17 protein-coding genes are annotated in these 25057 nt (G+C 44.1%); 8 read left to right on the top strand and 9 right to left on the bottom strand.

The window, feature by feature from the left end; genetic code table 11:
* Nucleotides 1-313: 313 nt before the first annotated feature.
* Together ITG09_18695 and ITG09_18690 are read right to left on the bottom strand one after the other, a co-directional pair.
* A complete protein-coding gene (locus ITG09_18695; protein ID UPR54963.1) occupies nt 314-820 on the bottom strand; it encodes a hypothetical protein in 507 nt (168 codons plus the stop codon).
* Complete coding sequence (locus ITG09_18690; protein ID UPR54962.1) at nt 813-1517, bottom strand: winged helix-turn-helix domain-containing protein; 705 nt, start codon at nt 1515-1517, stop codon at nt 813-815. The genes ITG09_18695 and ITG09_18690 overlap by 8 nt, the downstream gene beginning before the upstream one ends.
* A gap of 357 nt (nt 1518-1874) precedes the next feature.
* Between ITG09_18690 and ITG09_18685 the strand changes: the two genes are divergently transcribed.
* The 4 genes from ITG09_18685 (at nt 1875) to ITG09_18670 (ending at nt 9858) form a co-directional block, all read left to right on the top strand.
* Nucleotides 1875-4133, top strand: a complete 2259-nt coding sequence (locus tag ITG09_18685) for a lipase (protein UPR54961.1) — start codon at nt 1875-1877, stop codon at nt 4131-4133.
* Entirely contained in the window at nt 4123-5316 is a 1194-nt protein-coding gene (locus tag ITG09_18680; protein UPR54960.1) for an outer membrane protein transport protein, read from the top strand. Before ITG09_18685 ends, ITG09_18680 begins: the two co-directional genes overlap by 11 nt.
* A 194-nt stretch (nt 5317-5510) precedes the next feature.
* Nucleotides 5511-6794, top strand: a complete 1284-nt coding sequence (locus tag ITG09_18675; protein ID UPR54959.1) for an efflux RND transporter periplasmic adaptor subunit — start codon at nt 5511-5513, stop codon at nt 6792-6794.
* Nucleotides 6781-9858 (top strand): efflux RND transporter permease subunit, encoded by a 3078-nt coding sequence (locus ITG09_18670; protein ID UPR54958.1) that lies wholly within the window; start codon nt 6781-6783, stop codon nt 9856-9858. The genes ITG09_18675 and ITG09_18670 overlap by 14 nt, the downstream gene beginning before the upstream one ends.
* Before the next feature lie 142 nt (nt 9859-10000).
* Here the strand turns inward: ITG09_18670 and ITG09_18665 are convergent, their stop codons facing one another.
* From ITG09_18665 to ITG09_18645, 5 genes are all read right to left on the bottom strand, one after another.
* Nucleotides 10001-10912: a 2OG-Fe(II) oxygenase gene (locus ITG09_18665; GenBank protein ID UPR54957.1), complete on the bottom strand. Its 912-nt coding sequence runs from the start codon at nt 10910-10912 to the stop codon at nt 10001-10003.
* Nucleotides 10913-11204: 292 nt separating this feature from the next.
* Entirely contained in the window at nt 11205-12221 is a 1017-nt protein-coding gene (locus ITG09_18660; protein ID UPR54956.1) for a polysaccharide lyase family 7 protein, read from the bottom strand.
* A 191-nt stretch (nt 12222-12412) separates the two neighbouring features.
* Nucleotides 12413-13165, bottom strand: coding sequence for a DUF481 domain-containing protein (locus ITG09_18655; GenBank protein ID UPR54955.1), 753 nt, complete (start codon nt 13163-13165; stop codon nt 12413-12415).
* A 192-nt stretch (nt 13166-13357) separates the two neighbouring features.
* Nucleotides 13358-14254, bottom strand: coding sequence for a hypothetical protein (locus ITG09_18650; protein ID UPR54954.1), 897 nt, complete (start codon nt 14252-14254; stop codon nt 13358-13360).
* Between the two features lie 221 nt (nt 14255-14475).
* Nucleotides 14476-15192: a GntR family transcriptional regulator gene (locus ITG09_18645; protein UPR54953.1), complete on the bottom strand. Its 717-nt coding sequence runs from the start codon at nt 15190-15192 to the stop codon at nt 14476-14478.
* A 317-nt stretch (nt 15193-15509) separates the two neighbouring features.
* Here ITG09_18645 and mngA point away from each other — a divergent pair, with 317 nt between their 5' ends.
* From mngA to manA, 4 genes are all read left to right on the top strand, one after another.
* Entirely contained in the window at nt 15510-17444 is a 1935-nt protein-coding gene (gene mngA, locus ITG09_18640; GenBank protein UPR54952.1) for a PTS 2-O-a-mannosyl-D-glycerate transporter subunit IIABC, read from the top strand.
* Between the two features lie 236 nt (nt 17445-17680).
* The gene (gene mngB / locus ITG09_18635; protein UPR54951.1) at nt 17681-20320 is read left to right on the top strand and encodes a mannosylglycerate hydrolase; all 2640 of its coding nucleotides are present in this window, start codon (nt 17681-17683) and stop codon (nt 20318-20320) included.
* A gap of 45 nt (nt 20321-20365) precedes the next feature.
* On the top strand, nt 20366-21532 hold the full coding sequence (locus ITG09_18630; protein ID UPR54950.1) for a glycerate kinase: 1167 nt from the start codon (nt 20366-20368) through the stop codon (nt 21530-21532).
* 2 nt (nt 21533-21534) lie between these two features.
* A complete protein-coding gene (gene manA / locus ITG09_18625) occupies nt 21535-22722 on the top strand; it encodes a mannose-6-phosphate isomerase, class I (protein ID UPR54949.1) in 1188 nt (395 codons plus the stop codon).
* A gap of 231 nt (nt 22723-22953) precedes the next feature.
* Here manA and ITG09_18620 read toward each other — a convergent pair whose 3' ends face one another.
* Nucleotides 22954-23244 carry an antibiotic biosynthesis monooxygenase gene (locus ITG09_18620; GenBank protein UPR54948.1) on the bottom strand — a complete coding sequence of 97 codons (291 nt, stop codon included), beginning with the start codon at nt 23242-23244 and terminating at the stop codon, nt 22954-22956.
* A 182-nt stretch (nt 23245-23426) separates the two neighbouring features.
* On the bottom strand, nt 23427-24848 hold the full coding sequence (locus ITG09_18615) for an endonuclease/exonuclease/phosphatase family protein (GenBank protein ID UPR54947.1): 1422 nt from the start codon (nt 24846-24848) through the stop codon (nt 23427-23429).
* Nucleotides 24849-25057: the final 209 nt, after the last annotated feature.

The raw sequence follows: 25057 nt of genomic DNA, 5'->3' as shown, positions 1-25057 counted from the left end.
TACTGTTGTTTAGATGTTAATAAACAAATTTTGTAGCTCGTTAGAATATAACTTGGATCACCTTTGATTGTTCTAGTTGCATATGCAGGCGTTGTTTTATAAATTGTGAGTGTTTTTTGTACTTTGGAAGGGAATGTGTAATGAAGTGGGTATTTATCGGAGTAAAGAGGTGAGAATCTTCGCTTTTAAACTTACTTAGCTTTGAAGCTTATTTACGTTTAAAGATTACTTATGTTTAACGCTTACTTATTTCCCTTAAGTAAGCGCTAAAACACAAGCTGGCACTAAAATATAATTAGAATAGCGAGCGAGTTTAGTTTATATCAACGTCAGGAGTGTCATTTGAATACGTTGGCAGCTCAGAACAGACGACCTTCTTACAAAAGTGAATCACCCCATAGCGAGTAATGAGTAAAAACTCTTCTCTATTCAATGGAATGTAAGGCATCGCGTCAGAAGAAAGGGTAGCCCCTTCACTTATCATCACCTTTTCGTAAAACGACAACTCGCGACTCGGGATGATTTGTTGGTGTTGGTTCTCATCCAGTGAGATGTCGTGTTGAGTGACAGAGTAAGATCCTGATGACGTAAAGCCGACTTGCTTAGTTGATACGTACAATAAGTCATAACTGTCATTCTTCTTAAACTCGATATTAATAGCAGACTGGTTATGAATCATATTATTGGATGGGTTAATAATCGATGCTGTATTGGCTAAATAATGCCCTTCAAGATGTGACTTGGGAATAAAGGTAGAAACCCAGCCGACTAATACGCCAAGCAGTACCACAAAAATTGCTGCATTCGTTTTATTATTCACAAGTCACTCCTTTAAATCCGGCAGGGAAGCTCAGAGATTTTCCTGAATTATCGATGATGATGTTTCGTCCCTTATATTCATAAAGCGTCACGTTGAATAACTCATTAAAATTGAATTCGTCGGATTCGATTTTACAAGAGATAAAATGCTGACCCACGAGATCTTCGCCTAGGCTGTTTCTATCTAAATAAGAAAAAAAATAATGGGATAAACCCGCAGTCACTACAAATAATGCCACCAATGCTAATAGACGGTTTGTATTTTTCGTAGCGGCCGCTGTCTCGGTTGTTGAGCTTTCTGTCGCTGTACTGTCTTCAGGTTGTTTCGTTTCTTGTTTTGGTTGAGATTGAATTTTACGCAGCGCGCGTTCTTTGTCTTGTGTCACTTGTCCTGCAAACCGGTATCCTTTACCGCGCTCAGTGACGATGATCATCCCACCCTTATCTTCTAACGCTTTTCGGCAAATCGAGATGGTTTGCATTAGGCTGCCATCTTCAACGTATATGCCTTTAGACACCCACACCTGTTCAATAAGAACTTGGCGAGTGATCACCTCATTGGGTCTCGAGATAAAAAACTTAAGTAGTTCTGATTCATTAGAGCCTATTGGGTAGGTACGGCCCGTCTTAAAGTGATGGATTTCACTCTCTTCTAAATTGACCTGTATATCATCATTGATAATAAATTCAGCAGACATCTGGGTTCTCATTGTTATAAGCCTTCTAACCTAAATATAACAAATCTCACAACAAATATAAACTTGCTGACTTCATCGTCTTTGATGTTTAAGTATCTGAATTTATGTTGATTATTAAGATAATTAGATTTCCTTATATACCTTTTTGAGGTTGTTTCATGCGGTTTCAGGTGCTTGCTGTTAGTAGCTATTGGATCATTAACGGGTGACGCTGATTTAGTGGGTGTGGGTTAATTGCTCAGATTTCTTACGTAGTTCTATCAACGTGTCATTCCAATTTCGTGTTGCCTTGCTCTCTACAAATAAAAGTCGAACTTACCTCCGACTCAATCGGCAACTCAAATAACGATAAATCGCATGACCACACCAGTTAAATGCGAAAGCTACGAAGGAGCTGTTTTGAAAGAATTCAATAAGCCATATATATGTGGACTAATTACGCTTGCCTTACTCGGCTGTCAGTCTGAAGACTCGACTCAAGAGGCCGTTTCGGTATTGGTTCCCTACAACATTAATGAATTACCAAAACCAAACGATGGGTATGGGTATGACGACGATGGAACAATATCAGGAGTCGGTGAAGAAGTTGCCGCAATGTCATCGACCAATGATGCTTATTATCAGGACTACAACAATTCATACGCAGCCCTAGACGGTTGGGGACTTTGTGCGGAACCGATTTTAATTCCTCTACAAAGTGTTAATTCGGACAAACGTTATCCACTCAATAACGAAACCTTAGCCGGGAATGTTGTATTAATTGATGACCTAACAGGCGAAGAAGTTGTCACTCAAATATCCGCTGATGGTTCCAATATTAAAATTCAATGTGAATCAGGCTTAGCTGAGAGTCGTACTTATTCGATTGTAGTAACGGATGGGGTAAAAACTGAATTTAATGAGCCTTTAAAAGCAGATGCTAGCTTTGATGATTTGATTTATTCAGAAGTTCCATTAAATAACGAAAAAGAAGAAGTGCTTCAAGAGCAAGTATTGAGCGCTATTGATTCATATTATGCGTTATATCCAGATAAGGGTATTCCTGTATATGCCGCGCAATTTAAAACTCAAAGTTCTTATGCTCCCTTGGATGCGATGAGGGATAACCACGTCAAATTTAATACTAGGTTCTTAGATGGTTATGAAACGGTTCGAGAGTTTAATGGGGATTACAATCAGTATTCTAAGAAGTTAAGAATACCGTCATATTTACCTTTTACTCAGGCTCGAGAGTCCGAGTGCCTTGTTGATGAGTTTGATCCGAAAGAAAATTGTCCTCCTTTATATGAATGGATTACGAATCAAGATGGTGGTTTCCCAACAGCCGAGATGCCAGAGCCAAAATTAGTCGAATTCCTCGATATAACTGCTGATATCTATTTACCCAATTATTCCGATACACCTCGACCGAAAGGTACATCGATCGGTTTCCCGACTGCGATATTTATCCACGGTGTTACTGCAGAGCGCGGCACTGCTTCTTTGATGGCAGCCGAGTACACAAAAAAAGGCTATGCCGTTGTTGCTATCGATATGCCATATCACGGGGAAAGAATGCGCTATGACAATACCGATCCAGACGGTGGGGGGCCAGAGAAAGGGGTAGAGATTAGTGCTAGAGCAGACAAGGCGTTCTTTATTAATATTGATTCCCCTTTGGCACTTCGTTCTAACCTCCAGCAGTCTGTTTCTGACTTTCTGGGTCTTCGTTATGCGCTAAGCCAAGAAGCTTGGGTGAAAAGAGATGATGTCCACTTAATTGGGCAATCGTTGGGAGGAATCATGTCGGTGATGGTAAGTGAATTCAGTCAAGCGTCTCGAGCACTTACGGCTAACTCAGACTTTACTTTCAACACTGTAAACTTTGTTGTTCCGGGGCAGGGGCTAACTAACTTGGTTCTGTCCTCTCAAACCTTAGGCCCTGAAATGTCTGAAGGTGTTAAGAAGTCTCCGGATGTTCAGCGTGGCATTGCTGAAACGGTGATACCAGATACATGTACAACAGAAGCAACGAATCAGCAGTGCATTGAAGCGCTTCGTGAGTTTGTAGAGCTTTCATCTGATAACGCGCTTCTTGTCAGCCAGCTAGAGAATGACATCTTCGATTTAGTTGTGACAGACCTTAAACAAGGGGTCCAAGCAACAATTGATAGTGCTGACCCTGCGAGCTTTATCTCTCGCCAAGTCGCTGCTCAGCAACCAACTCTTTTGTTAGCTGCCGTTGGAGATTGCGGGGAGACTTGTGACGTTGGTGTTGATTACGTCCCAGATAGCGTAATTCCGAATACCGCGCCAGATAACATTCGTACTGGTACTGAACCACTGATTACTGCGCTTGGCTTAGACCCAATAACAGGTACCTCAGAAAATATTGACGAAAAGCGTGGAGCAGTACGAACCACAACCGGCGGGCATGGTACGTATCTGTTCCCCTATGAAGGTCCCGTTGATGAAAATGGCTTACCGGGCACACCAGGTGAAAACATGTCAGACGTTCGTGAAGCGGTGGACACTCAACAAATTGCCGTTGCTTCTATGGTAATGAGTGACGGTGCAGTAGTCGTCATTAATAACGAAGATCACATCGAAACCGAGGTGCCTCAAGATGAAGAATAAATTCTTACTGAGCACTGCCGCTGCTCTTGTCCCTTGCCTGACTAATGCGGCTGGCTTTCAACTTAACGCGCAGTCTGCAACCGGGTTAGGTCGTGCATTCGCCGGTGATGCAGTGATGGCAGATAGCGCGGCAATTGTTGCTAAAAACAGCGCTGCGATGGCTTACATCGAGCAACCAACACTCTCTGTCGGCGCTATCTATATCGATAGTGGTATTGATGTGTCTAGCGTTAGCTACACACCAATGATTGGTGATACTGAAATGTTAGATGACCAATCATTAGACGCAGGGACATTAGTTCCGAACATTCATTATGTACATCCAATCGAAGGTTCTAAGTTCACTCTGGGAGCGACGGTGCACTCTAATTTTGGTACCGACGTAGAATTTGATAACTCGTTCGAAGCGGATGAGTTTGGAGGAAAAACGGCGCTTTCCAGTATCAATGTGGGTTTCGCTGTGGCTTACGAGTTGTCTAAAAAAATCAATTTGGGCATAGGGCTAGATGTTATTTACGGTGAGGGCGAAATATACCGCCAAAACTTGTTAAACGTAGATGCCGATGGTTTCGGTTTGGGGGCTAACGTTGGTGCGACCTATCAAGTCAATGAACATAACAAGTTTGGTATTACTTACCGTTACAGTCCAGATATCGAAGTGGAAGGTGACATTACTAAAGGTGGTGTCCCTGCCGACAAGATGGATGTTCCGTTACCAGACACACTCGAGTTTTCTGGGTGGCACCAACTCAACGAACAATGGGCTTTCCACTACAGCTTGCAGTGGGTGAATTGGTCTGAATTTGATTCGTTAACGTCTGATTCTTATGACGATTCTATTAAAGAATACCAATGGAAAGATGCGGGACACGTTTCGGTTGGTGGCACTTACACCATGTCAAAAGAGATCATTCTGAGAGCGGGTTATATGTACGACATTTCCCCAACTGATGAACTTACATCGTTATCTATTCCTGATGTTAACCGTCATTGGCTCACGGTCGGAGGGACATATAACTTCACGGCTGCCAGTTCTGTGGACATTGGTGTCGGATTTATCATCGGAGAATCACAAGATATTGACGAAAGCCTGACGACGATCCCAGGAACGAGTTCCAATATAACTGCTGATGTGACTGCCGATGCTCTCTTGATCGGTGTTCAGTATCAGCATCGTTTTTAACTTTTACTTTGGAGTTCAGAACGTAAAAATTTAGGAATCATATAAAAATTGCAGGGCTCGACAGTGAGTTGAGCCCTTTTCTCATTATTAGCTGTTTTAGCATTATTTAAATAGCTGGAAGCTCATTAAGTAAGAAATAGCTGCTTAGAAAAACGTTTTAATTCAGACGAATTCAACGGTTATGGTTATTAAAAATGAAATTTACAAAGCTTAGTAAAACAATCTGTTTGGCACTGTTTGCCTTACATATCTCTCCATCGTTTGCCCAAGACTCAAACTTAATTCCTGTGACTATCGAAAAAGCGCACAAACAAGCCTTCACTTCTTCAATCAACGAGGTTGGCAAAATCAGGGCAACGGATTCTGCTGCATTGACATTTAGTGCCTCCGACAAAATTCTTAATATCCATTTCAAAGATGGAGATCCAGTTAAAAAAGGCGAACTGATCGCCCAGTTGGACAATACCAAAGCGAAAGCCGATTTAGACAAAGCAAGAAGCTCTCTAGCGTTAGCAAAGTCGAAATTAAAGCGTGTACAAGAATTACTGAAGAAACAGCCTGACTCGATGTCTCAACAAGATGTGGAAGAACTGGGCGAACAGGCGAACCTAGCCGCAGCTGATTTCCGTCAGAAAGAAGCGCTGATGAATGACTATTTATTGGTAGCGCCATTTGATGGGCAGCTAACTAACTTCACTCACTCAGTGGGCAGTAAGATTGATAGCGCAACCGCGTTGGTCAGTTTGATCAAACTCGATCCTGTCGAAGTTCAGTATTCCATTGGACAGTCGGATTTGGGCAACGCAAAGCTTGGGCAGAATGTTTCCATCCAAGTTGATGCATTTGTTGATGAAGCGTTTTCTGGCGTGGTGGATTACATTGCGCCAGCGGTGGACGAGAGCTCAGGCCGTGTAGAGGTGCACGCGCACGTGACTAACCCAGAGCATCGCTTAGTTCCGGGTATGTTTGCCAAAGTAAGTCAGATGACCAGCGAAGATTCAACGCAGATGGTGGTTTCTCAAAACTCCGTTCAAGCCAAAGATACAGAGCGCTTTGTTTGGGTCGTGAATGGTGAAAAGATCGATCAACGCATTGTCGAATTAGGCGTGAATACTAACGACGGCTACGTTGTTGTAGAAAAAGGCTTGAAGCTTGGTGATGACGTCGTGGTGACGGGACAGCAGAACCTCAAGAAAGCGTCGTTGGTTAAGGTCATGAACCCAAATGCTGAACAGAAAACCGTTGAGCTAATAACTGAACCGACAAGCAAAGAGAACGCTCAGCTGGCTCAACCGCATCCGATTGAACCTTCGGTTGATTGGACGGAAGCATCGAAAGGTGTAGACGAAGCGATCACCGAAAACAGCGAGCAAGCAGAAACAAGCTCGACTGTTGAGAAATCAGTAAGCGAAACTCAAAGCAAGGAAACACTAAGCAAGGAAGCTGTAACGAAGGAGAATCTGAATGAAGCTTCCTGAGATTTGTATTAAGCACCCTGTATTTGCATCAGTTCTGAGTATCGCAATTGTCTTATTTGGCCTACTGTCATTTCAAAAGCTCTCGATCCAATATTTCCCAGAACATAAAACACCGTCGGCGACTGTAACCGCGGCGATCAACGGCGCGAGCGCTGAGTTCATGTCACGCAATGTGGCAGATAAGCTTATTACCGCAGCAACGGGCCTCGACAGCGTGAAAACCATGACGACGGACTGTCAGGAGGGCACGTGTAATCTAAAAATCATCTTTGAAGATGACATTAATGATGTCGAATACACCAGCTTGATGAACAACCTGCGCAGCAGCGTCGAAGCGATTGGTGATTTCCCGCCGAGCATGACGGATAAGCCAACAGTCACGGATGACTCTTCTGACACCAGTATGCCGAGTAACATCATCACGTTTGTGAATACTGGCAAGATGTCTAAGCAAGATATGTACGACTACATTAGCCAGCAAGTCGTGCCTCAATTTAAGCATATTCAAGGTGTGGGTGGCATTTGGGGACCGTATGGTGGCAGCGAGAAGGCGGTGCGTGTTTGGTTGCAACCGGATCGCATGATGGCACTCAATATGAGTGCATCCGATGTTGTTGGAACATTGAGTTCATACAACGCAACGTTTACTGCGGGTACGATTAAGGGGCAGGTTCGAGATTTTTCCATCAACCCAGTAAACCAAGTAACCAGCGTTGATGATGTACGCGACTTGGTGGTCCGTGTTGATGACGGCAAGATCATTCGTGTCGGCGATATTGCAGAAGTTAAAATGGGAGAAGAAAGCTTAACCCCGAGTATTCTTCGAGTCGATGACAACTTAGCAATGTCGATTCAGGTGTTACCGCTAAAAAGTGAAAACCCAGTCACAGTAGCGAATAAAGTTAAGAAACAAATCGATGTGATTCAGCCTCAGTTGCCAGAAGGCATTGAGATGAAGATGGTCTACAACCAAGCGGATTTCATTAAAACCGCAATTGATGAAGGCTTCATGACTTTAGTTGAAGCGATTGTTCTGGTTTCAGCAGTGGTGGTTCTATTCCTTGGCTCTTTTCGAGTTGCTTCAATTCCGATCATCACCATCCCGGTGTGTGTGATAGGCGTATTTGCCGTCATGCATTTACTTGGGTTTAGTATCAACGTACTGACGATTCTCGCTATCATTCTCGCCATTGGTTTGGTGGTTGATGATGCGATTGTTGTGGCTGAAAACTGCTACCGTCATATCGAAGAGGGTGAAACCCCATTCAACGCTGCAATTAAAGGGTGTCGAGAGATCGTCTTCCCGGTGATTGCGATGACGCTAACTTTGGCGGTTGTTTACTTACCAATTGGCTTGATGGCAGGCCTAACCGCCGATCTATTCAGGCAGTTTGCGTTCACGCTTGCAGCAGCGGTGATCATCTCTGGATTTGTGGCGTTAACGCTCTCACCAATGATGAGTGCTTACTTAATGAAGCCAGTATCAACTCCGGCGAAGTGGTATCAAAAGGTTGATGCGAAACTGAATGTGTTATCGGATTTATACACCAAAGAGCTAGGCAAATGGTTTGATCGTAAGGCTCTGATGAGTGGTATTGCTTTAGTGCTGATCGCTTTATCGGCCTTAGCGGTTTGGAAAATGCCTCAAGTATTGCTTCCAACGGAAGATACCGGTTTTGTTGAGGTGACCTCTACACCACCAACAGGTGTTGGCCGTCAATACCATCTAGATAACAACGCGCAACTTAACAATGTGTTCAAAGGTGATAGTTCAGTAGAAGCGAACCTATCTTACATTGAAGGTACACCGACCAATCACGTTCTTTTGAAACCTTGGGGTGAACGTGATCAATCAGCGGATGAATTGGTAAACGAGTTTATCGCTAAGGCACAAAGTTCAGTCTCTGCTTACGGCATGTCTTTCAAGGTTCGCTCAGCAGATAACTTGAACATTGCAACCAACATGATCCTTGAACTGACGACGGTTAACCGTGATACCACTGTGTTGTCTGAAACCGCGAGCGAAGTCGTTAAGGCGCTTGAGGATTACGAGGGCGTGACCAACATTAAGAACTCAATGCTGCGTGACCAGTTACGTTATGACTTGTCGATTGATCGCAATGCGATTGTATTGTCTGGTGTTGATTACGGTAACGTAACCAATGCGTTATCGACGTTCCTTGGTTCTGTTAAAGCCGCAGATTTGCAAGCCGACGACGGTTATACATACCCAATTCAAGTTCAAGTGAACCGAAGTGATCTTGGTGATTTCAAGGTGCTCGATAAGCTGTATGTGGATTCACAGTCGGGTCAAAGGCTTCCTTTATCTCAGTTTGTATCAATCAAACAAGTGACATCGGAATCTAATTTCAAGACGTTCATGGGTAAAGACAGCGCTGAAATCACCGCGGACTTGATGCCCGGATATACGGCGAGCGACGTGAAGGCATACATTGATGACACGGTACCAAGCCTGTTGAAACCTGCTCAGAGCTACGAGTTCAATGGCGTAGTTAAAGATCTGGTTGATTCAACCGCGGGCGCACAAGTGCTGTTCGTATTGGCGTTGATTTTCATCTTCTTGATCTTGGCGGCGCAGTTTGAAAGCTTTGTTGACCCAATGATAATCTTGCTGACGGTTCCATTGTGTATTGTGGGCGCGATTTTGACGCTTTCGGTATTTGGTCAAAGCCTGAATATTTACTCGAAGATAGGATTGCTGACACTGGTTGGTCTCGTGACCAAACACGGTATTTTGCTGGTGGAGTTTGCCAACGAGAAACGTAAATCTGGCGCGAGTGCGAAAGAAGCGGCGATCAGCAGTGCGCGTTCAAGGTTACGTCCAATTTTGATGACCTCACTGACGATGATCCTCGGTTCATTGCCATTGGCATTGGCGGATGGCCCGGGTTCCTTAGGTCGAATCAATATTGGTTTGGTATTAGTCGGCGGTTTGACAGTCGGAACCTTCTTCTCACTGTTCTTAGTGCCAGTGGCTTACGTTGGTATGGCGAATCTAAAACAGATGGACATACTGACTCGGTTGAGAACGAAACCCGCATAACTCGCCATATAGATTGACCAGTTAATTGAAGTGAAAACTAAAACGCGCCTACCATGGCCATGGTGGGCGCGTTTGTATTTATTCTCTCAATTGCCGAGAAAGGCTAAGAGAGTTTGTATCATCTAAGATGGTACGAAGCTGTCTAGAACGGTACAAAATTATCATGTACCACGGTTGGTATCGTCCAGCGTTGATGCGCATTTATAGGTTCTAATGACGAATTGTGGTGTGGTATTTGTCCACGATCGCCATACAACCACAATACCAAGTTTGAACGTTCACCACTTGTTATCGGCAGTGCCGCATGGGCAACGTTTCCTCGATGAATCATAGCGACACCGGGTGTGAATGTCGTTTCATTCATCTTACCTGTAGCAGGATCATAAAAGTTAAGTTCTGACCCTGAAAACTCTTCATTTGGCATATTTACGTTAATGTTGAGCGTGACAGAAGACGCATCAGTATGCAGGCGTAAAGACGTATCTTTGTTCGCTTGATACTGAATCGAGAACCCAAAAGTTTGCGTATCGTAACCCATGATTTCAGGGAACAATAAGCGAGCGATAGGGCGCATGTAACTGTCGAGTAAATCTCGGTAAAACGCTTGGAAACTTGGCGCTGCCAAATAACCTTCAGAACGGCTGTCTAGCATTGCTCCACCGCGGTTAAGCACTATGCCATATGGTGGTCGCAGCGGGATTTGAGCATTTGAGACCGCTTCCAAGTAATCACGCAACTCAGCGAGACGTTCAGCATCAAAGAACTGAAACTTAAACACCCCAGGAGAGATCTCTTCGAGTAAGTCTTTTACCGCGATTTCTTTCTCTGGATCTTGCCAAGCTTCTCTGACAGCTTCACGCAGGCGGGCATCTAACAGTGAATCATCGAAATCCAATTGACTGCCTTCCGCACTTGCTTCCCATTCTTTCCAAGCGTCGCTGAACAAACCCTTATTGCTGTCCCAAAACTGTTGTACAGAAGGAGCTCGTTGAAGCATCGCTTCTCGTGTTGGTAAATCGATGGCACGTGCGCGCTCTAGTTGATTGGATAACATAATGTGTTCGCTCCTTTTGTTTGCTTGCAACCAATCTATTACACCAAGGTTTGTAGATAAACGGGCCGCTGGGCAAAACAGAATTAATGTTTTCTATATAATCAGCGTGAAGGAGGGGTTACTTTAAGAAGCTGTCAGTCCTTGCTTAGGCGAGGTCATTTGAACGTAAGTTTAACTTAGCGAGTTGCGATGTCGTGGGCGTATCAGTGATAAAACAGCGTATGGATGAGATACCCACACGCCGTTTTCAAGTATCAGTAGTGATTTTAGACACAACTGATGAGGTGACATTCTATCTATGATCAATATTGATCTTCGAGAAGCTAACCGAGAATACTTGACCAGCAAACTCTCTTGAAGGCTTTATTTGGGCGTAAAGACCGGCTTTAAAGTAGTACTCTTCCTCTAACCATGCTTTTGACAACGTAACCTTGTTACCATCACGGTCTTCTGTTTCGATGCCCCAAGGTAAGAAGCGCTCTGATAATTCGTCATTAATGAGTGTTGAAAGGTAAATACCTTGCTCATCGAGGCGAATCGTGTAATCCCAATCCAGGTTTGCAGGTGCGACTCCTAGGTTGACACTGAATGGCTGACAGTCGCTACACATTTTGTTTCCTGGTAGAAATGAATCGTTCAGAACAACACGTACCGGCTTGTTTTCACCATCCCACTGCAATTTCACCAGCGCTTGTTTAATGTCTTTACCATGAATTTGGCCGAGAACGACTTTTGGGTCACTGCCTGTCACGTCTTTATTCGGGAACTGATCAACGCTCACTGTCGCTTTAAGTTCATGTGTCCCTGTTACCGCCCAGTTTTGGTCTTTAGTGCTGCATCGATTTTCGGTATTGAACTTATACAATTCACGAAGTTCCGAACGAGCGTATTTTGTGTTTGCTGTTGTTGAAACTTGACCACCAAGATCAACGGTGAATTTTAGACGTTCTTCGCCATTAACAGACTCACGAGAGAACCAAGGAAGATGAGTGTCGTTGGTTAAGTACTCTTTACCATTACATTCTTGGGGGATGAGCTCGGCTGCGCTGCTACGGCCATTGTTGTAGTAATCGTCACCACTGACTGGAAGGGTGATTTTCCATTGCTCGATGTTCCAATTGCAATCGGTGCATGTTTTAAGCTCTGCTTGTTCGCTTTTAGCATTAGCTTCACAGCCAGCGAGTAATAATCCACTAGAGATAAACGCAGCAACTTTGAGGTATTTTAAAGGTTGTTGATAGTTGAACATAAAAATTGTTTGTAATACAAAAGGTGAGCAAACTTTATCGATAAACCATGAGGTTTTCATTGGCTAAAGAGCGGTTTTACATTTTGTTGACAGAGCTTTGAGCTACCGATCCCAAAAACACATCTCAATACAATTTTTCTAGTTATGGAGCTAGAGCTAGAGTCAATGAGGTTGGTTTTCGTATACGGCTTAGTAATGATTCTCTGAACGATCATGCAAATCCTTTTGCATGTTCGATGGGGAAGCGTTATTTAGAAATCGTAGTTGAGGTTCATTGAGCTGTAGATTTCGGCGTTACTTTGGTCTGATGCGACAGTGGTGTTGTAGATGTATTCGGTATCAAAAGTCAGAGCTAAATTGCCCATCAATATGTTCTTTAGATAGCCTTTGAGGTTGTAATTGGTGTTCTCTTCACCGTAAGCCATGTTAGCCGTTGCCCCCATAGAAAACGTTTCTGTGATCGTCAGAGAGCCATCAACACTGGCATTCACGATCAGCTCATAGTTCTCTTTGTTCGGGAACTCTTCATCGGAGGATTGGCGTTGACTGATTCGGTAACCCGGACCAGCAGAGCCTTGAAGTTTGATTCTTTCAGTATCATAAAAGTGGCGACCCAATCCTGTAGCTGTTATAAATTGCTTACGATAAGTACCAAAGTGGTCGTGTTCAAAACGTGTTGTCGCGACCAAATAGGTGACTTCGTTCAAGTCATAGCTGATGCCATAGTTGGTGGTATAGCGATTGGTGCCGTCTTCATCGTTTTCAGCATCGGTATAGTAGGTATCAAACTGAACTCGTTGGCCCCAGTTCTCTTTTTTGTATCCAACAGATATGCCAGAGTTGATAGACAAAGATGAACTGGTGTTTTGTGAGTAGATAAACCCGAGTTTGGTCAGGGTTGTAAAAGGGGATTCTTGAGCTTCTTCTTGTAAGTCAGAACCTTCGCTTAATACGACGTCGCCCTCGAGTTCCACTTCTTCAACTTCTTCGGCAAATACGGGCATAGAGATAGCGATTAGAACTAAAGGTAGCTTTACTAAGGATCGTGTATATGAAACTGTGTTGGTTAATGGGCGCGTTGTTTGTGAGATAGCGTGTGTCGACATAATGGTTTGGGTATATAAGGTGATTGAACACGATGAACGCAAGGTTAGTCGTGAAGAGTCGTCAATGATTGAATCGAAAATGCGAGTGAGTTACGACGCAATAGGCAAAGGCGAAAAGATCGTTTTTATCGCTGAGAACCCATTACCTCGATGAGGATTAAAATCTTCAATGTGGACAAAGAATTCAAGTGTCTCAGAGGGTTTATCGTCTTCGATTAATAAGAACTCGAGTAGTCCTTGTTCTACATGGCATGAAACGATGGTTTCGCTCGATTGATCTGCTGAAATCTGTTCAACGTTGACCAAGACGCTCGTCTCGGGTAACACATTGAAAGCATCTTGCGCGCACTTAAGAATACAACTGCACACGTACTCACGATATAAGGCGTTGCTTTCTGAAAGGGATAGAGTCTCTAACTTTACTTCACCTTGGCACAATACCTTTTTCTCTTTAGGGATGACGTTGTGCTTATTAACCTGAATATTGATTTCTAACAGGTGGCCGTTCTTGTAGGTATTAAAGTTATGATTGATCAGCTTAGTGTCGACCACTGCGGCGTTCAGCGTGTTTTGTTGAGCTTCAGAAAGGGCAGACAGCTTTGCTTGGCTATCGTTATTCAAAACACCTTTCGACAGTTGATTGCCTTTGGCCCAGTAGCTGTAATTCTGCACCCAATGTACAAATTCAGATTTGTATTGTTCGATGTCTTTCTCTGCCGCTCGCTCAATATTGGCGGTGAGGGTATACAGCTTAGATTTGTTGCCCAGCAGCATGTCGAGCCAGTTGGGTTTGTACTCGTCGAGCGCTTCCATGGCTTTGACTTTATGGTCGAAGCGAACCGTTGGCATTACGGGTGCCGGTTCCATGGCAATCGACTCCCAATTCACTTTTGGTGTAGGAATGGTATGGACGGATTGGATTAAGTGCAGGTGTTGATTGAACAAGGTCACTTCATTGACCGCGTCCTCAAGTTGTTTGGTATTCATCTACATTCCTGTCGACTGTTGTTCTTGTAATTTGGCGTTTAGTTTATGGTCAAAGCGCGCGAACAATATTTAAATGAATGTGAATGATCTTTCGTGAGGTTACTTGATATTGGTTTAGGAATATTTGGAGTGGTAGCGTTGAGGCTTTTCCTTTGGGGAATGAGGGTTTTCACAGAGGACGAGTGTCCTCTGTGTTGGTCATAGCAATACTTGATTGAGTTTTATCTTTGGCGTCTCGCGACCAAAGTGAATCGGTAATCGTTAGATGTGAAGTAGTTACGGCTGTATTCAAACACCGTGTTATTGGCGAGGTAACCGCGAGTACGTTTTTCAATGATAGGCTGAGCTGGGTCAATACCTAACTGTTTAGCAACGTCTTCAGGTGGAAGAATCGGCACCAGTTCTTGCTCACTTCTATCAATCACCATGCCTTTGGTGTTCTCAATAAAGTCGTACTTTGATGTCTGCATCACTTGATAGGTGAGATCTGGGAATAGGGCAACAGGTAACCAAGTTTCTTCAACCGTGATTGGATTGTTATCTATGAAACGAACGCGCTTTACGTAGAAAACCAATTCGCCTTCTTTGATATCTAAATGTTCAGACATCGCTAAAGAACACGGCTTCATTTCAAAGGCCAGAACTTCACTGTGTGTAACCACATCCAAATGCGCCCACTTTTCTTGAAAGCTCGACTGTTTGTAGATGTCGTAATTGATCTTGTTCTCTTTGACGTAAGTGCCGCTGCCTTGAATGCTTTCAAGCTCATCGTTTTCGATCAGTAGTTTCAGTGCTTGTCTTACGGTGACACGGCTGACAGAAAAGACTTCACGTAGCTGTGCTTCTGTTGGAAGTGCTTCTCCAACTTTATATTCACCAGAACTGATCTTTTCTCTTATTGCATCGGCGATTTGGCGATACATAGGGAGTCTTGCCATTTTTGCCTCATTTGTGCGCTAGGACAACTAGACTTTGATTAACAACCTGTACCTTAAATACGTAAATTTGCTCTATATAAGCCTTGCTTTAAAGGTTAGTGTGAGCGTCGTATCGGCGTTTTGTAGTACATATAATACAAATTAAACGATACATAACAAGCTTTCTTAAAGGATTTACCAATACGATTTAAATACAAATTAAATACAAATATGTATTGGTGAGATCGTGATCACGGATTAAATGTCTTAAAGTTGTATTATCCTTCTCGTCGACAGGGACGACTGTCGTACTAATCCGTGACTATGGGACAAAGGTTATGAAACTTACTACTCTAACGAATAAGTCGCTCGTAAATCTGCAAACTACGTTTAGCAGTCGAGAAGAAGCGATTTACGCACTTGCTGACCATCTGGATCAGCAAGGCAAACTGCATAACAAGCAAGAGTATCTTGATGCAGTATTTGCTCGTGAAGAGCAAGGCCCGACAGCGCTTGGTGAAGGCCTAGCTGTACCGCACGGCAAGACTGACGCGGTTAAAGAAGCTGGCTTCGCTGTCGCAACGCTTAAAGAAGACATGAAATGGAAAGGCTTGGACGAAGACGAAGATGTCAATCTTATCTTCCTAATTGCGATTCCAAATGCAGAAGCGGGTTCTACCCACATGCATCTGCTGACTGCACTGACAACTACATTGGTCGACGACGATGTTCGCGAAGCGGTATTAAAAGCGACAACGGCTGAAGAAATCTTTGCGCTTCTTGATGGCGACAATCAACAAGAAGAAAAACAAGACAACTTAGATACAAATGCACCGACAATTGTATGTGTTACTGCTTGCCCTGCAGGTATTGCTCATACCTATATGGCGGCAGAGTACCTAGAAAAAGCCGGCAAAAAGCTTGGCTACAAGGTTCATGTTGAAAAGCAGGGCGCAAACGGTATTGAAGATCGCTTAACTGCGGAACAACTTAATAATGCTGTGGCGTGTGTGTTTGCTGCTGAAGTAGCGATTAAAGAATCTGAGCGTTTTAATGGCATTCCTCGTGTTGAAACCCCAGTTGCAGAACCGATTAAGCACGGTGAACGCATTCTTAATGAAGCGATTGAAGAGTCGAAAAAAGGTAACGGTGCAGAACGTAAAGTTGCTACCGATGACAAACCGAAGAAACTGCCGTTGAAAACTGAGCTTAAACAAGCACTGCTTTCTGGTATTTCTTACGCGGTTCCTCTTATCGTTGCTGGTGGTACTGTTCTTGCGGTTGCTGTTCTTATCGCGCAAATTTTTGACCTGCAAGAGCTCTACGCAACAAAAGATTCTTGGCTATGGATGTATCGCAAACTAGGTGGCGGCCTACTGGGTACATTGATGGTGCCAGTACTGGCGGCTTACACAGCTTACTCACTAGCAGACAAACCGGCACTTGGCCCTGGCTTTGCCGCGGGTATTGCAGCAAACATCATTGGCTCTGGCTTCCTAGGCGGTGTTGTTGGTGGTTTGATTGCTGGTTACGTGATGCGTTGGGTGAAAGAGCATGTTCGCTTAGGCCCTGCGTTTAACGGTTTCCTTACTTTCTACCTTTACCCTGTGATTGGTACTTTGGTAGCGGGTAGCTTGATGCTGTTTGTTATCGGTAAACCTGTAGCGTTCCTAAACCAAGGTCTAACGGATTGGTTGAACGGTATGTCAGGCACCAATGCGCTGTTATTGGGTGCGATTCTTGGTCTGTTTGTATCATTCGACTTAGGTGGCCCTGTAAACAAAGCTGCTTACGCATTCTGCTTAGGTGCAATGGCGAACGGTGTTTATGGCCCATACGCAATCTTTGGCTCAGTAAAAATGGTATCGGCGTTCACTGTAACGGCTTCAACCATGATTGCTCCACGCCTATTCAAAGACTTTGAGATTGAAACCGGAAAATCGACATGGCTACTTGGCCTTGCGGGTATTACCGAAGGTGCAATCCCAATGGCGATTGAAGATCCAATCCGTGTAATCGGCTCATTCTTACTAGGCTCTGTGGTTACAGGTGCAATGGTTGGCGCGGCAGGTATTGGTTTATCGACTCCGGGTGCAGGTATCTTCTCTATCTTCTTGTTACACGATTCTGGTTTGGGCGCATTCTCTGCTGCTGCAATCTGGTTCGGTGCTGCGATTGTCGGCACAGTAATTTCAACGATTACTCTTCTGATGTGGCGTGGTCACGCTGTAAAAAAGGGTAAGTTTGAAGCAAGTACTGCAACACAGAACTAATTGAATTTTGGGTTAGCTCCTAACTCACTGCGAAATCAATATATAAAAATAACAAACAACTGGCTGTCCTAAATACCTGTGCTCCTAACGGTTTTATTCACACAGATTCTGGGCGTGGTTTTCTGCACCCTAAATTTAGTGGCAGCCAATTTTAACCCCTTGAAAAAATTTAATTTTAGTCGTATTTGAGTTCGAATTTTAGATTTACTCGAAGCGACACATTTAGGTAAATGATTATGACTACATCACGCGTACATATTACTCCACACATGCACTGGGATCGTGAATGGTATTTCACAACAGAAGAGTCTCGTATTCTTCTTGTGAACAACATGGAAGAAATCATGAACCGTCTGGAGAGTGATCCAGAATACAAATACTACGTTCTAGATGGTCAAACAGCCGTTCTAGAAGATTATTTCGCGATCAAACCAGAGAACACAGAACGCGTAAAAGCATTGGTTGAAGCGGGCAAGCTTATTATTGGTCCTTGGTATTCTCAAACCGACACAATGCAAGTTTCTGGCGAGTCGATTGTACGTAACATGATGTATGGCATTCGTGACTGTATGAAATTTGGCGATGCAATGAAGATTGGTTACCTACCAGATTCATTCAGCATGAGTTCTCAACTGCCGATGATCTACAACGGCTTCGACATTACACGTGCAATGTTCTGGCGTGGTTGTTCAGAGCGTCATGGCACCAACAAAACAGAATTCTTATGGCAATCAAACGACGGCAGTGAAGTAACGGCACAAGTACTTCCACTGGGTTACGCGATTGGTAAATACCTTCCGCAAGATGAAGAAGGTCTACGTGCTCGTTTAGATAAGTACTTCCCAGTGCTAGAAAAACCATCGGTAACAAAAGACATCCTATTGCCAAATGGCCACGATCAAATGCCGATTCAAAAAGACATCTTTGAAGTGATGGACAAGCTTCGTGAAATCTATCCAGATCGCGAATTCTCAATGAACCGCTTTGAAGAAGTATTCGAAAAAGTAGAAGCAGCACGCGATCAACTCGACACAATCAAAGGCGAATTCAACGACGGTAAATACATGCGTGTTCACCGTACGATTTCTTCGACGCGTATGGACATCAAACTGATCCATGCAGAAATCGAAAACAAGATTGTAAACATCTTAGAGCCTCTAGCATCCATCGCTTGGACATTAGGTTTCGAATACCACCATGGTTTGATTGAGAAAATGTGGAAAGAGAGCATGAAGAACCACGCTCATGACTCGATTGGTTGCTGCTGTTCTGACAAGGTACACGCTGAAATCCTAAACCGTTACATCCTTGCTGACGACATGGCGACAAACCTAATCCACTTCTACAAGCGTAAGATTGTCGACCATATGCCGGATCGCGAAGGTTGCGACAAACTGGCGATGTTTAACCTTTCTCCGTACGAGCGTGAAGAAGTGGTGAACACAACCATCACTATCCGTGCTCAAGAATTTTCTATCTTTGACGAAAACGAAAACCCAGTTGAGTACTTCATTCAAGACAAGCGCCAAATTGACCCAGGTAAAGTAGACCGTCAAATCGTTCACTACGGTAACTACGACCCATTCATGGAGTTTGATATTCAAATCAAACGCACTGTGCCAGCGATGGGCTTCACCACGTTACACATTCAAGCTAACGAGAAGGGCGCAGTAAAAGTTGCTGAGCAAAAAGACTATTTACTAGAGAACGAATACTACCGAATCAATGTAAACGACAACGGTACTCTGACTATTTTCGATAAAGAGACAGAGCAAGTATTCGACCAAGTACTTCGTTTAGAAGACGGTTCTGATGACGGCGATGAGTACGATTACTCTCCATCTCGTCAAGAGTGGCTGTTGTACTCAGATGAATTCCCGGTAGAAACATCGATTGACCACCAAGGCTTCCAATCGGTAGCGAACATCGCTTTCCGTATGAACGTGCCTGCAAACCTGGCAGAGCGTGAAGAACGCACGGGTCAACACGGTTTTGTGGAAGCGCAATGCCAAGTGGTACTAAAACAAGGCTCTCGCCGCATCGAAGTTCGCATGGAGCTAGACAACCAAGCCGACGACCACCGTGTACGTGTGCTAGTACCAACGCCATTCGTTTCTGAAACTGTCGTTGCAGATAACCAGTTCGGTTGCATTACTCGCCCGACCAACGACCCTGCTATGGCGGTTTGGGAAGAAGAGAAGTGGAAAGAAGCGCCAGTTCCTGTGTATCAATTAATGAACTTTGCAGCGCTAGAAAACGGCAAAGCAGGCATGGCGATCATGTCGAATGGTCTGCGTGAATTTGAGGTGATTGCATCTCAAGGTGACGAAAACAGAGATACGTTCGCACTGACACTGTTCCGTGGTATCGGCGTGTTGGGTAAAGAAGAGCTATTGCTTCGTCCGGGTCGTCCTTCTGGTATCAAGATCCCGACACCAGATTCACAAGTGCGCGGAAAGTTAGTATGTGAATTCACACTGTGTGGCTTCTCTGGTAATCACATTGACGCGAACATCATGGCGCAAGCACGTGACAATGTCACTCAAATCGAATGCTACAACAAGATCCCTTACAACGCGATGAAGCTTAATGTGGGTGAGCAAAACCTACCAATGAACTTCAGCTTGCTATCGAAGCAACAAGCAGGTGCGGTACTAAGCGTTCTTAAGAAAGCTGAAGACGAAGATGCGTTGATCATGCGTGTCTACAACCCAGCAGAAACGGGTTCAGTATCGGATTCAATCTCTTTCACTCAAGCGGTTTCAAGCTGGAAAGAGACAAGCATGGACGAGCGCGTTCGTGAAGGTGATGTAGCGGCAGAAACCTTCGGTGAATTGGCATCTTGCCAAGCAAAAACATTCCAAATCAAATTCTAATTTTAATCACCCGCTCACCTTGGTGGGCGGGAATGGTGAACGACAATGAAAATTGTAATTGCCCCTGATTCATTTAAAGAATCACTCGACGCTCATCAAGTTGCGTCTTGCATTGAGCGTGGATTTGCCGACGTTTTCCCTCATGCAGAGTTTGTGAAAATGCCACTCGCCGATGGCGGAGAAGGCACGGTAGATGTGTTGCTAGAAGCGCTCAATGGTAACAAGCAAAGCTTGCAAACGACGGATCCAATCGGTCGTGAATGTACGGCTTATTGGGCATCGTTAGAGCAGACTTTTGATGGAACTAAGGTGAAAACTGCCTTGTTGGAATTTGCTCAAGCGTCGGGCTTAGACCGATTAACGGTAGGAGAAAGAGCACCTTTAACCGCATCTTCGTTTGGCACAGGGCTATTGATTAAAGATGCTTTAGATCAAGGCGTTGAACAAATCATTATCGGCTTGGGCGGTAGCGCAACCAACGATGCAGGTGCTGGCATTTTACAAGCGTTGGGAGGCAAGTTATTAGACAAGCAAGGCAACGAGTTATCTGGTGGCGGCGCCGAATTAAGTCAGCTAGCAAGCATCGATCTTGATGGGCTGCACCCGAGATGCAAAGAAGTTGCGTTCGTGGTCGCTTGCGATGTGAATAATCCACTGTGTGGCGAAAGCGGAGCAAGTGCCGTTTTTGGTCCTCAGAAAGGGGCGTCACAAACTCAAGTTCAACAACTGGATACTGCCATTGGGCACTTTGCCGATATCGCTCAAGCCCATACAGGCGTTAATCATCGCGACAGCAAGGGTTTTGGTGCTGCTGGTGGCACACCGTTAGGCCTAAGCCTAGCGTTTAATATCCAAATTAAAGCGGGTATCGAGATGGTACTGGATGCGTTGGATGCGGATAAGGTACTTGAAGGCGCTTCACTGGTCGTGACTGGAGAAGGGCAGATGGATAACCAAACTCTGCAAGGAAAAACACCTTTTGGTATCGCACAGCGAGCTCTTAAGCAGAACATTCCAACCATTGGTATTGCTGGCTCTTTGGGCAAAGACGTTGAAAAGCTTTATGACTCAATGTCTAGCTTATTTGGAACCGTACGTTCACCTCAGTCATTAGACCAAGTTTTATTAGAAGCGAATCAAAACCTGACTCGTACTGCCCGTAATATCGCCGCCACGCTAAAGCTTGGCGGACAGATTTTTAATGAGAAGTAATTATGTCTCTATTTAAACTCGACAACGTTATTCAAAACTACGCATGGGGAAGCAAAGACTCCATTAATCAACTTTTTGGTATTGTGAACCCAAACCAAGAACCTCAAGCAGAAATTTGGATGGGTGCTCACCCTAATGGTTGCTCAAAAATAGGCGATACCGGTGAGTCGCTTTCTCACATGATTGATGAAAATAAAATCGATGTCTTAGGCGGGTATACGGCGTCACGTTTCGGTGAATTACCTTTCTTGTTCAAGGTGTTGGCCGCTGAAACACCGTTGTCGATTCAGGTTCACCCAAATAAGCGCAAATCTGAGTTAGGTTTTGAGCGAGAGAATGCACTTGGCATCCCTTTGAATGCGTCTAATCGTAATTACAAAGATCCAAACCACAAACCTGAACTTGTTTATGCGTTGACGTTCTACAAAGCGATGAATGGCTTTCGTCCAATCGACGATATTATTGCGTTGTTCGAAGAAGCGGAGATTCCTTCGTTAGTGATTGAGCTTAATGTACTTAAAGCTAATGCCGACAGTGATTCTCTGAAGTCTTTCTTTAGCGCAATTATGTCGCTTGAGGGTGACCGCAAAGAGTCTGCGCTTAATGAGCTTTATGCGGCGCATGCGCGATCAGCTAAAACGGTCATGGGGCGTGAAGCTCTGCAATACAGCAAAGAGTTCAAACAACATTATCCGGGTGATATTGGTTTGTTTGCACCATTGATGCTTAACACGGTTGAACTGGCACCGGGTGAAGCGATGTTCCTGTTCGCAGAAACCCCACACGCTTATGTTCAAGGTACGGGTTTAGAGATTATGGCAAACTCAGACAACGTATTACGTGCTGGCCTCACACCCAAATACATAGACGTTCCTGAGCTTATCGACAACACAATCTTTGAGCCGATTAAGCCAGAAGATATCCGCCTTAAGCCTGTATTGAAAGAGGGCAAGATGAGCTATCCGATTCCAGTGGATGATTTTGGCTTTGATATCCTATCTGCGACCGATGAGAGTAAGTCACAGTATTTACGTAGCGCAGAGATCTTGTTCTGTGTGGAAGGAGAGGCAGCCGTGACTTCAGAGGGACGTACAGTTTCTCTTAAGCCTGGAGAGTCGGTCTTTGTAAGTAGTAATTCAAGTGTTTACCAATATCAAGGGAATGGCATTTTGGCTCGTGCTTTTAACTAGTGCCCCCGTGCTAGCGATCAGCAAAAGGAATGTCAGAGTGCCGCTGTAAAGCGGTCCTCAATATTGGATTGATGGTTGTTACCTATCTGTTTTTGACAGTCATGATTATTGACCATACCCGCTACTCTGGCGGGTTTTTTCATTATTAGAATGAGCAGATATAAGCTTGTAGAAACGAAAAACCCTGCGATCAGAGCAGGGTTTTCTATTGAATCAGTACTGAGTTATTGGTTAGGCAATGTGCGTCATTTTATTAAGCACAAAGGTTTCGATACAATCTTCAGTCGCTGTCATGTAATCGGCGATGTGTTGGCTCGCTAAGTGTTTCTCCAGATGAGCTTCAGACTCCCAGTTCTCATGAAAAACGAAGTGAGCAGGGTTACTGTTATCTTGGTGTAGATCGTAGTTAATACAGCCGTCTTCAACACGGGTTTTGTCGATCAATTTAATCATCTCTGATTTAACAAGTTCAGTTTTGTCTTCTTTAGAGACGATAGTTGCAATAATAGTCAGTTTGCTCATTCTTTATTGCTCAGTGTTCCACTCGGAGATTGTAATTAATATAAGCAGTTGAATGAGAGGGGTAAAGATTGGCTAGATCCAATTACTATGGATACTTTAATCCATAATTAAAGCCAGTCTCTTTAATAAAAAATGTCCGACTATAATAGTCGGACATGGATGATAGAGTTTATTCGAAAGTATTAGTTGTTGATTTCTGCTTTAATCCAAACCATACGGTGGTCAGAAGATATGTCCTTACCGTTTCCGTAATTACCTACACGTTCGTCATTCATTAATAGACGGCCGTCTTCGAACGTTGCTGGCCAGTAAATACCAGAGTCTGAAATCGTTAGATTTTCTGATGGTACAACATGATCAAGGCGTAGTCCGCTCGTGCTGGTCACTTGACCAGGGTATGGAGTATCCCAGTTTGCTTCTTTACATTCGCCAAGAGCTAGACATTCTGGGCCACCAAGGCTGGCAGGTGCTAATGGACCGAACGTCGCTAACCGGTTAACTTTGTCGTGGTCCATCAGTGCATTGATTGCTGTCAAATCACCATCACCTTTAAGAGGGTCAGCGTTAAGGTCGCCCATAACAACGAATTTAGCGTCTGTACTTAATCCGCCAGTCACGCCTTTATCGTCGTACATGTAGCTTTGACCTTCGATGTAATCGACCCAGAAATTAACTTCATCTGCATTTTGAACCTTGTTCTTACCCGTGTCGAAAATAGGTGGCGTTGGGTGAGACATAAGTAGGTGAATCGTCTCTGAGGTACCGTCTTCTTGAGGGATTAGGATTGGTGCATCAACGTGGTTTTTAGAAGAAAGGCGAACTTCTGCCCACTCTTCAGCAGTATACCAGTCGTCACCACACTCCATGCCATCTGGGATAGGGTTCCAAGAATCGTTACAGTTGGTGATAGTTGGCATGGTAGCCGAAGGCATATCGCTCCATTTGAACTTTTGGAAAGTACGAATGTTGTCGTGATCAATTTCATACATAGACATTAGAGCGAACGCATATTGTCCGTGGTAGGTACCAAAGCCCCATGCATCGCCTGGTAGTTGTCCCGGATTACCGTCATTATCTAGGTCAAAACCAAATTCGTTTAAAAGGCCAGTGTTGGTCGCGAAGTTGGCAAAGTACTGGAATACGATTGGATCTAACTGAGTGCCGTCTTGATCAAAGCTATTTGAATTTTGAGATACAGATAGGTAGTTCAAGCGGAAACCGATAAGAGCATCGTTATTTTCAGCTGTACCATCGTTGTTAAACTCCGCCATCATGATTACTTCTGGGCGTTCAGTCTGGATGATTGCAGCGACGTTACGAATCTGGATTACTTTAAGAGCGGTGGCTTTGGCTTCTTCAGACAAAGTATCATTTTCCCAGCCTTCAACCAATGCGTCTTGCTCTGGCTTAGTCAGTTTCATTTCAGCTACAAGATCTTCGTAGGTATAACGGTCAAAAGACAGGTTGAATACGGCGATTTTAGCTTCTGTAGAAGATGGTACGGTTGGTTCTTGAGGGTAGTAGTTATTAGTTGTTTCGTCACCGCAGCCGAATAAAAGGGTAGTAGAGATTGCTAGCGCTAGTGATGTTTTTAACATTTTCATAAAATGATTCGCTTTTGTAGTCCGTGGAATAGGAGGGCGCGCATTTTATGTTACAAAATGAAATTCCGTAAGTGACTTTTGTCACAGTTGGTAATGTAAGAAAACGTTTTCTTACACTATATGTGTGATATTTGACATTGGTCCATTTTTGATTAGAGTTTTTATTCAACCCAAATCGCAAATAGGGTCATAAAAACAAGAAAGCGCCG

The organism is Vibrio cyclitrophicus, assembly GCA_023206055.1.
Classification (GTDB): Bacteria; Pseudomonadota; Gammaproteobacteria; order Enterobacterales; family Vibrionaceae; genus Vibrio; species Vibrio cyclitrophicus_A.
The sequence above is the reverse complement of the archived record's forward strand: the minus strand, read 5'-3'. Positions and strand labels throughout refer to the sequence as shown.

What these genes read in the sequence shown, in the direction of transcription:
- ITG09_18690 (UPR54962.1), bottom strand. Translation starts at nt 1,517, where the DNA reads ATGTCTGCTGAATTTATTATCAATGATGATATACAGGTCAATTTAGAA.
- ITG09_18685 (UPR54961.1), top strand. Translation starts at nt 1,875, where the DNA reads ATGACCACACCAGTTAAATGCGAAAGCTACGAAGGAGCTGTTTTGAAA.
- ITG09_18680 (UPR54960.1), top strand. Translation starts at nt 4,123, where the DNA reads ATGAAGAATAAATTCTTACTGAGCACTGCCGCTGCTCTTGTCCCTTGC.
- ITG09_18675 (UPR54959.1), top strand. Translation starts at nt 5,511, where the DNA reads ATGAAATTTACAAAGCTTAGTAAAACAATCTGTTTGGCACTGTTTGCC.
- ITG09_18670 (UPR54958.1), top strand. Translation starts at nt 6,781, where the DNA reads ATGAAGCTTCCTGAGATTTGTATTAAGCACCCTGTATTTGCATCAGTT.
- ITG09_18665 (UPR54957.1), bottom strand. Translation starts at nt 10,912, where the DNA reads ATGTTATCCAATCAACTAGAGCGCGCACGTGCCATCGATTTACCAACA.
- ITG09_18660 (UPR54956.1), bottom strand. Translation starts at nt 12,221, where the DNA reads ATGAAAACCTCATGGTTTATCGATAAAGTTTGCTCACCTTTTGTATTA.
- ITG09_18655 (UPR54955.1), bottom strand. Translation starts at nt 13,165, where the DNA reads ATGCCCGTATTTGCCGAAGAAGTTGAAGAAGTGGAACTCGAGGGCGAC.
- ITG09_18650 (UPR54954.1), bottom strand. Translation starts at nt 14,254, where the DNA reads ATGAATACCAAACAACTTGAGGACGCGGTCAATGAAGTGACCTTGTTC.
- ITG09_18645 (UPR54953.1), bottom strand. Translation starts at nt 15,192, where the DNA reads ATGGCAAGACTCCCTATGTATCGCCAAATCGCCGATGCAATAAGAGAA.
- mngA (UPR54952.1), top strand. Translation starts at nt 15,510, where the DNA reads ATGAAACTTACTACTCTAACGAATAAGTCGCTCGTAAATCTGCAAACT.
- mngB (UPR54951.1), top strand. Translation starts at nt 17,681, where the DNA reads ATGACTACATCACGCGTACATATTACTCCACACATGCACTGGGATCGT.
- ITG09_18630 (UPR54950.1), top strand. Translation starts at nt 20,366, where the DNA reads ATGAAAATTGTAATTGCCCCTGATTCATTTAAAGAATCACTCGACGCT.
- manA (UPR54949.1), top strand. Translation starts at nt 21,535, where the DNA reads ATGTCTCTATTTAAACTCGACAACGTTATTCAAAACTACGCATGGGGA.
- ITG09_18620 (UPR54948.1), bottom strand. Translation starts at nt 23,244, where the DNA reads ATGAGCAAACTGACTATTATTGCAACTATCGTCTCTAAAGAAGACAAA.
- ITG09_18615 (UPR54947.1), bottom strand. Translation starts at nt 24,848, where the DNA reads ATGAAAATGTTAAAAACATCACTAGCGCTAGCAATCTCTACTACCCTT.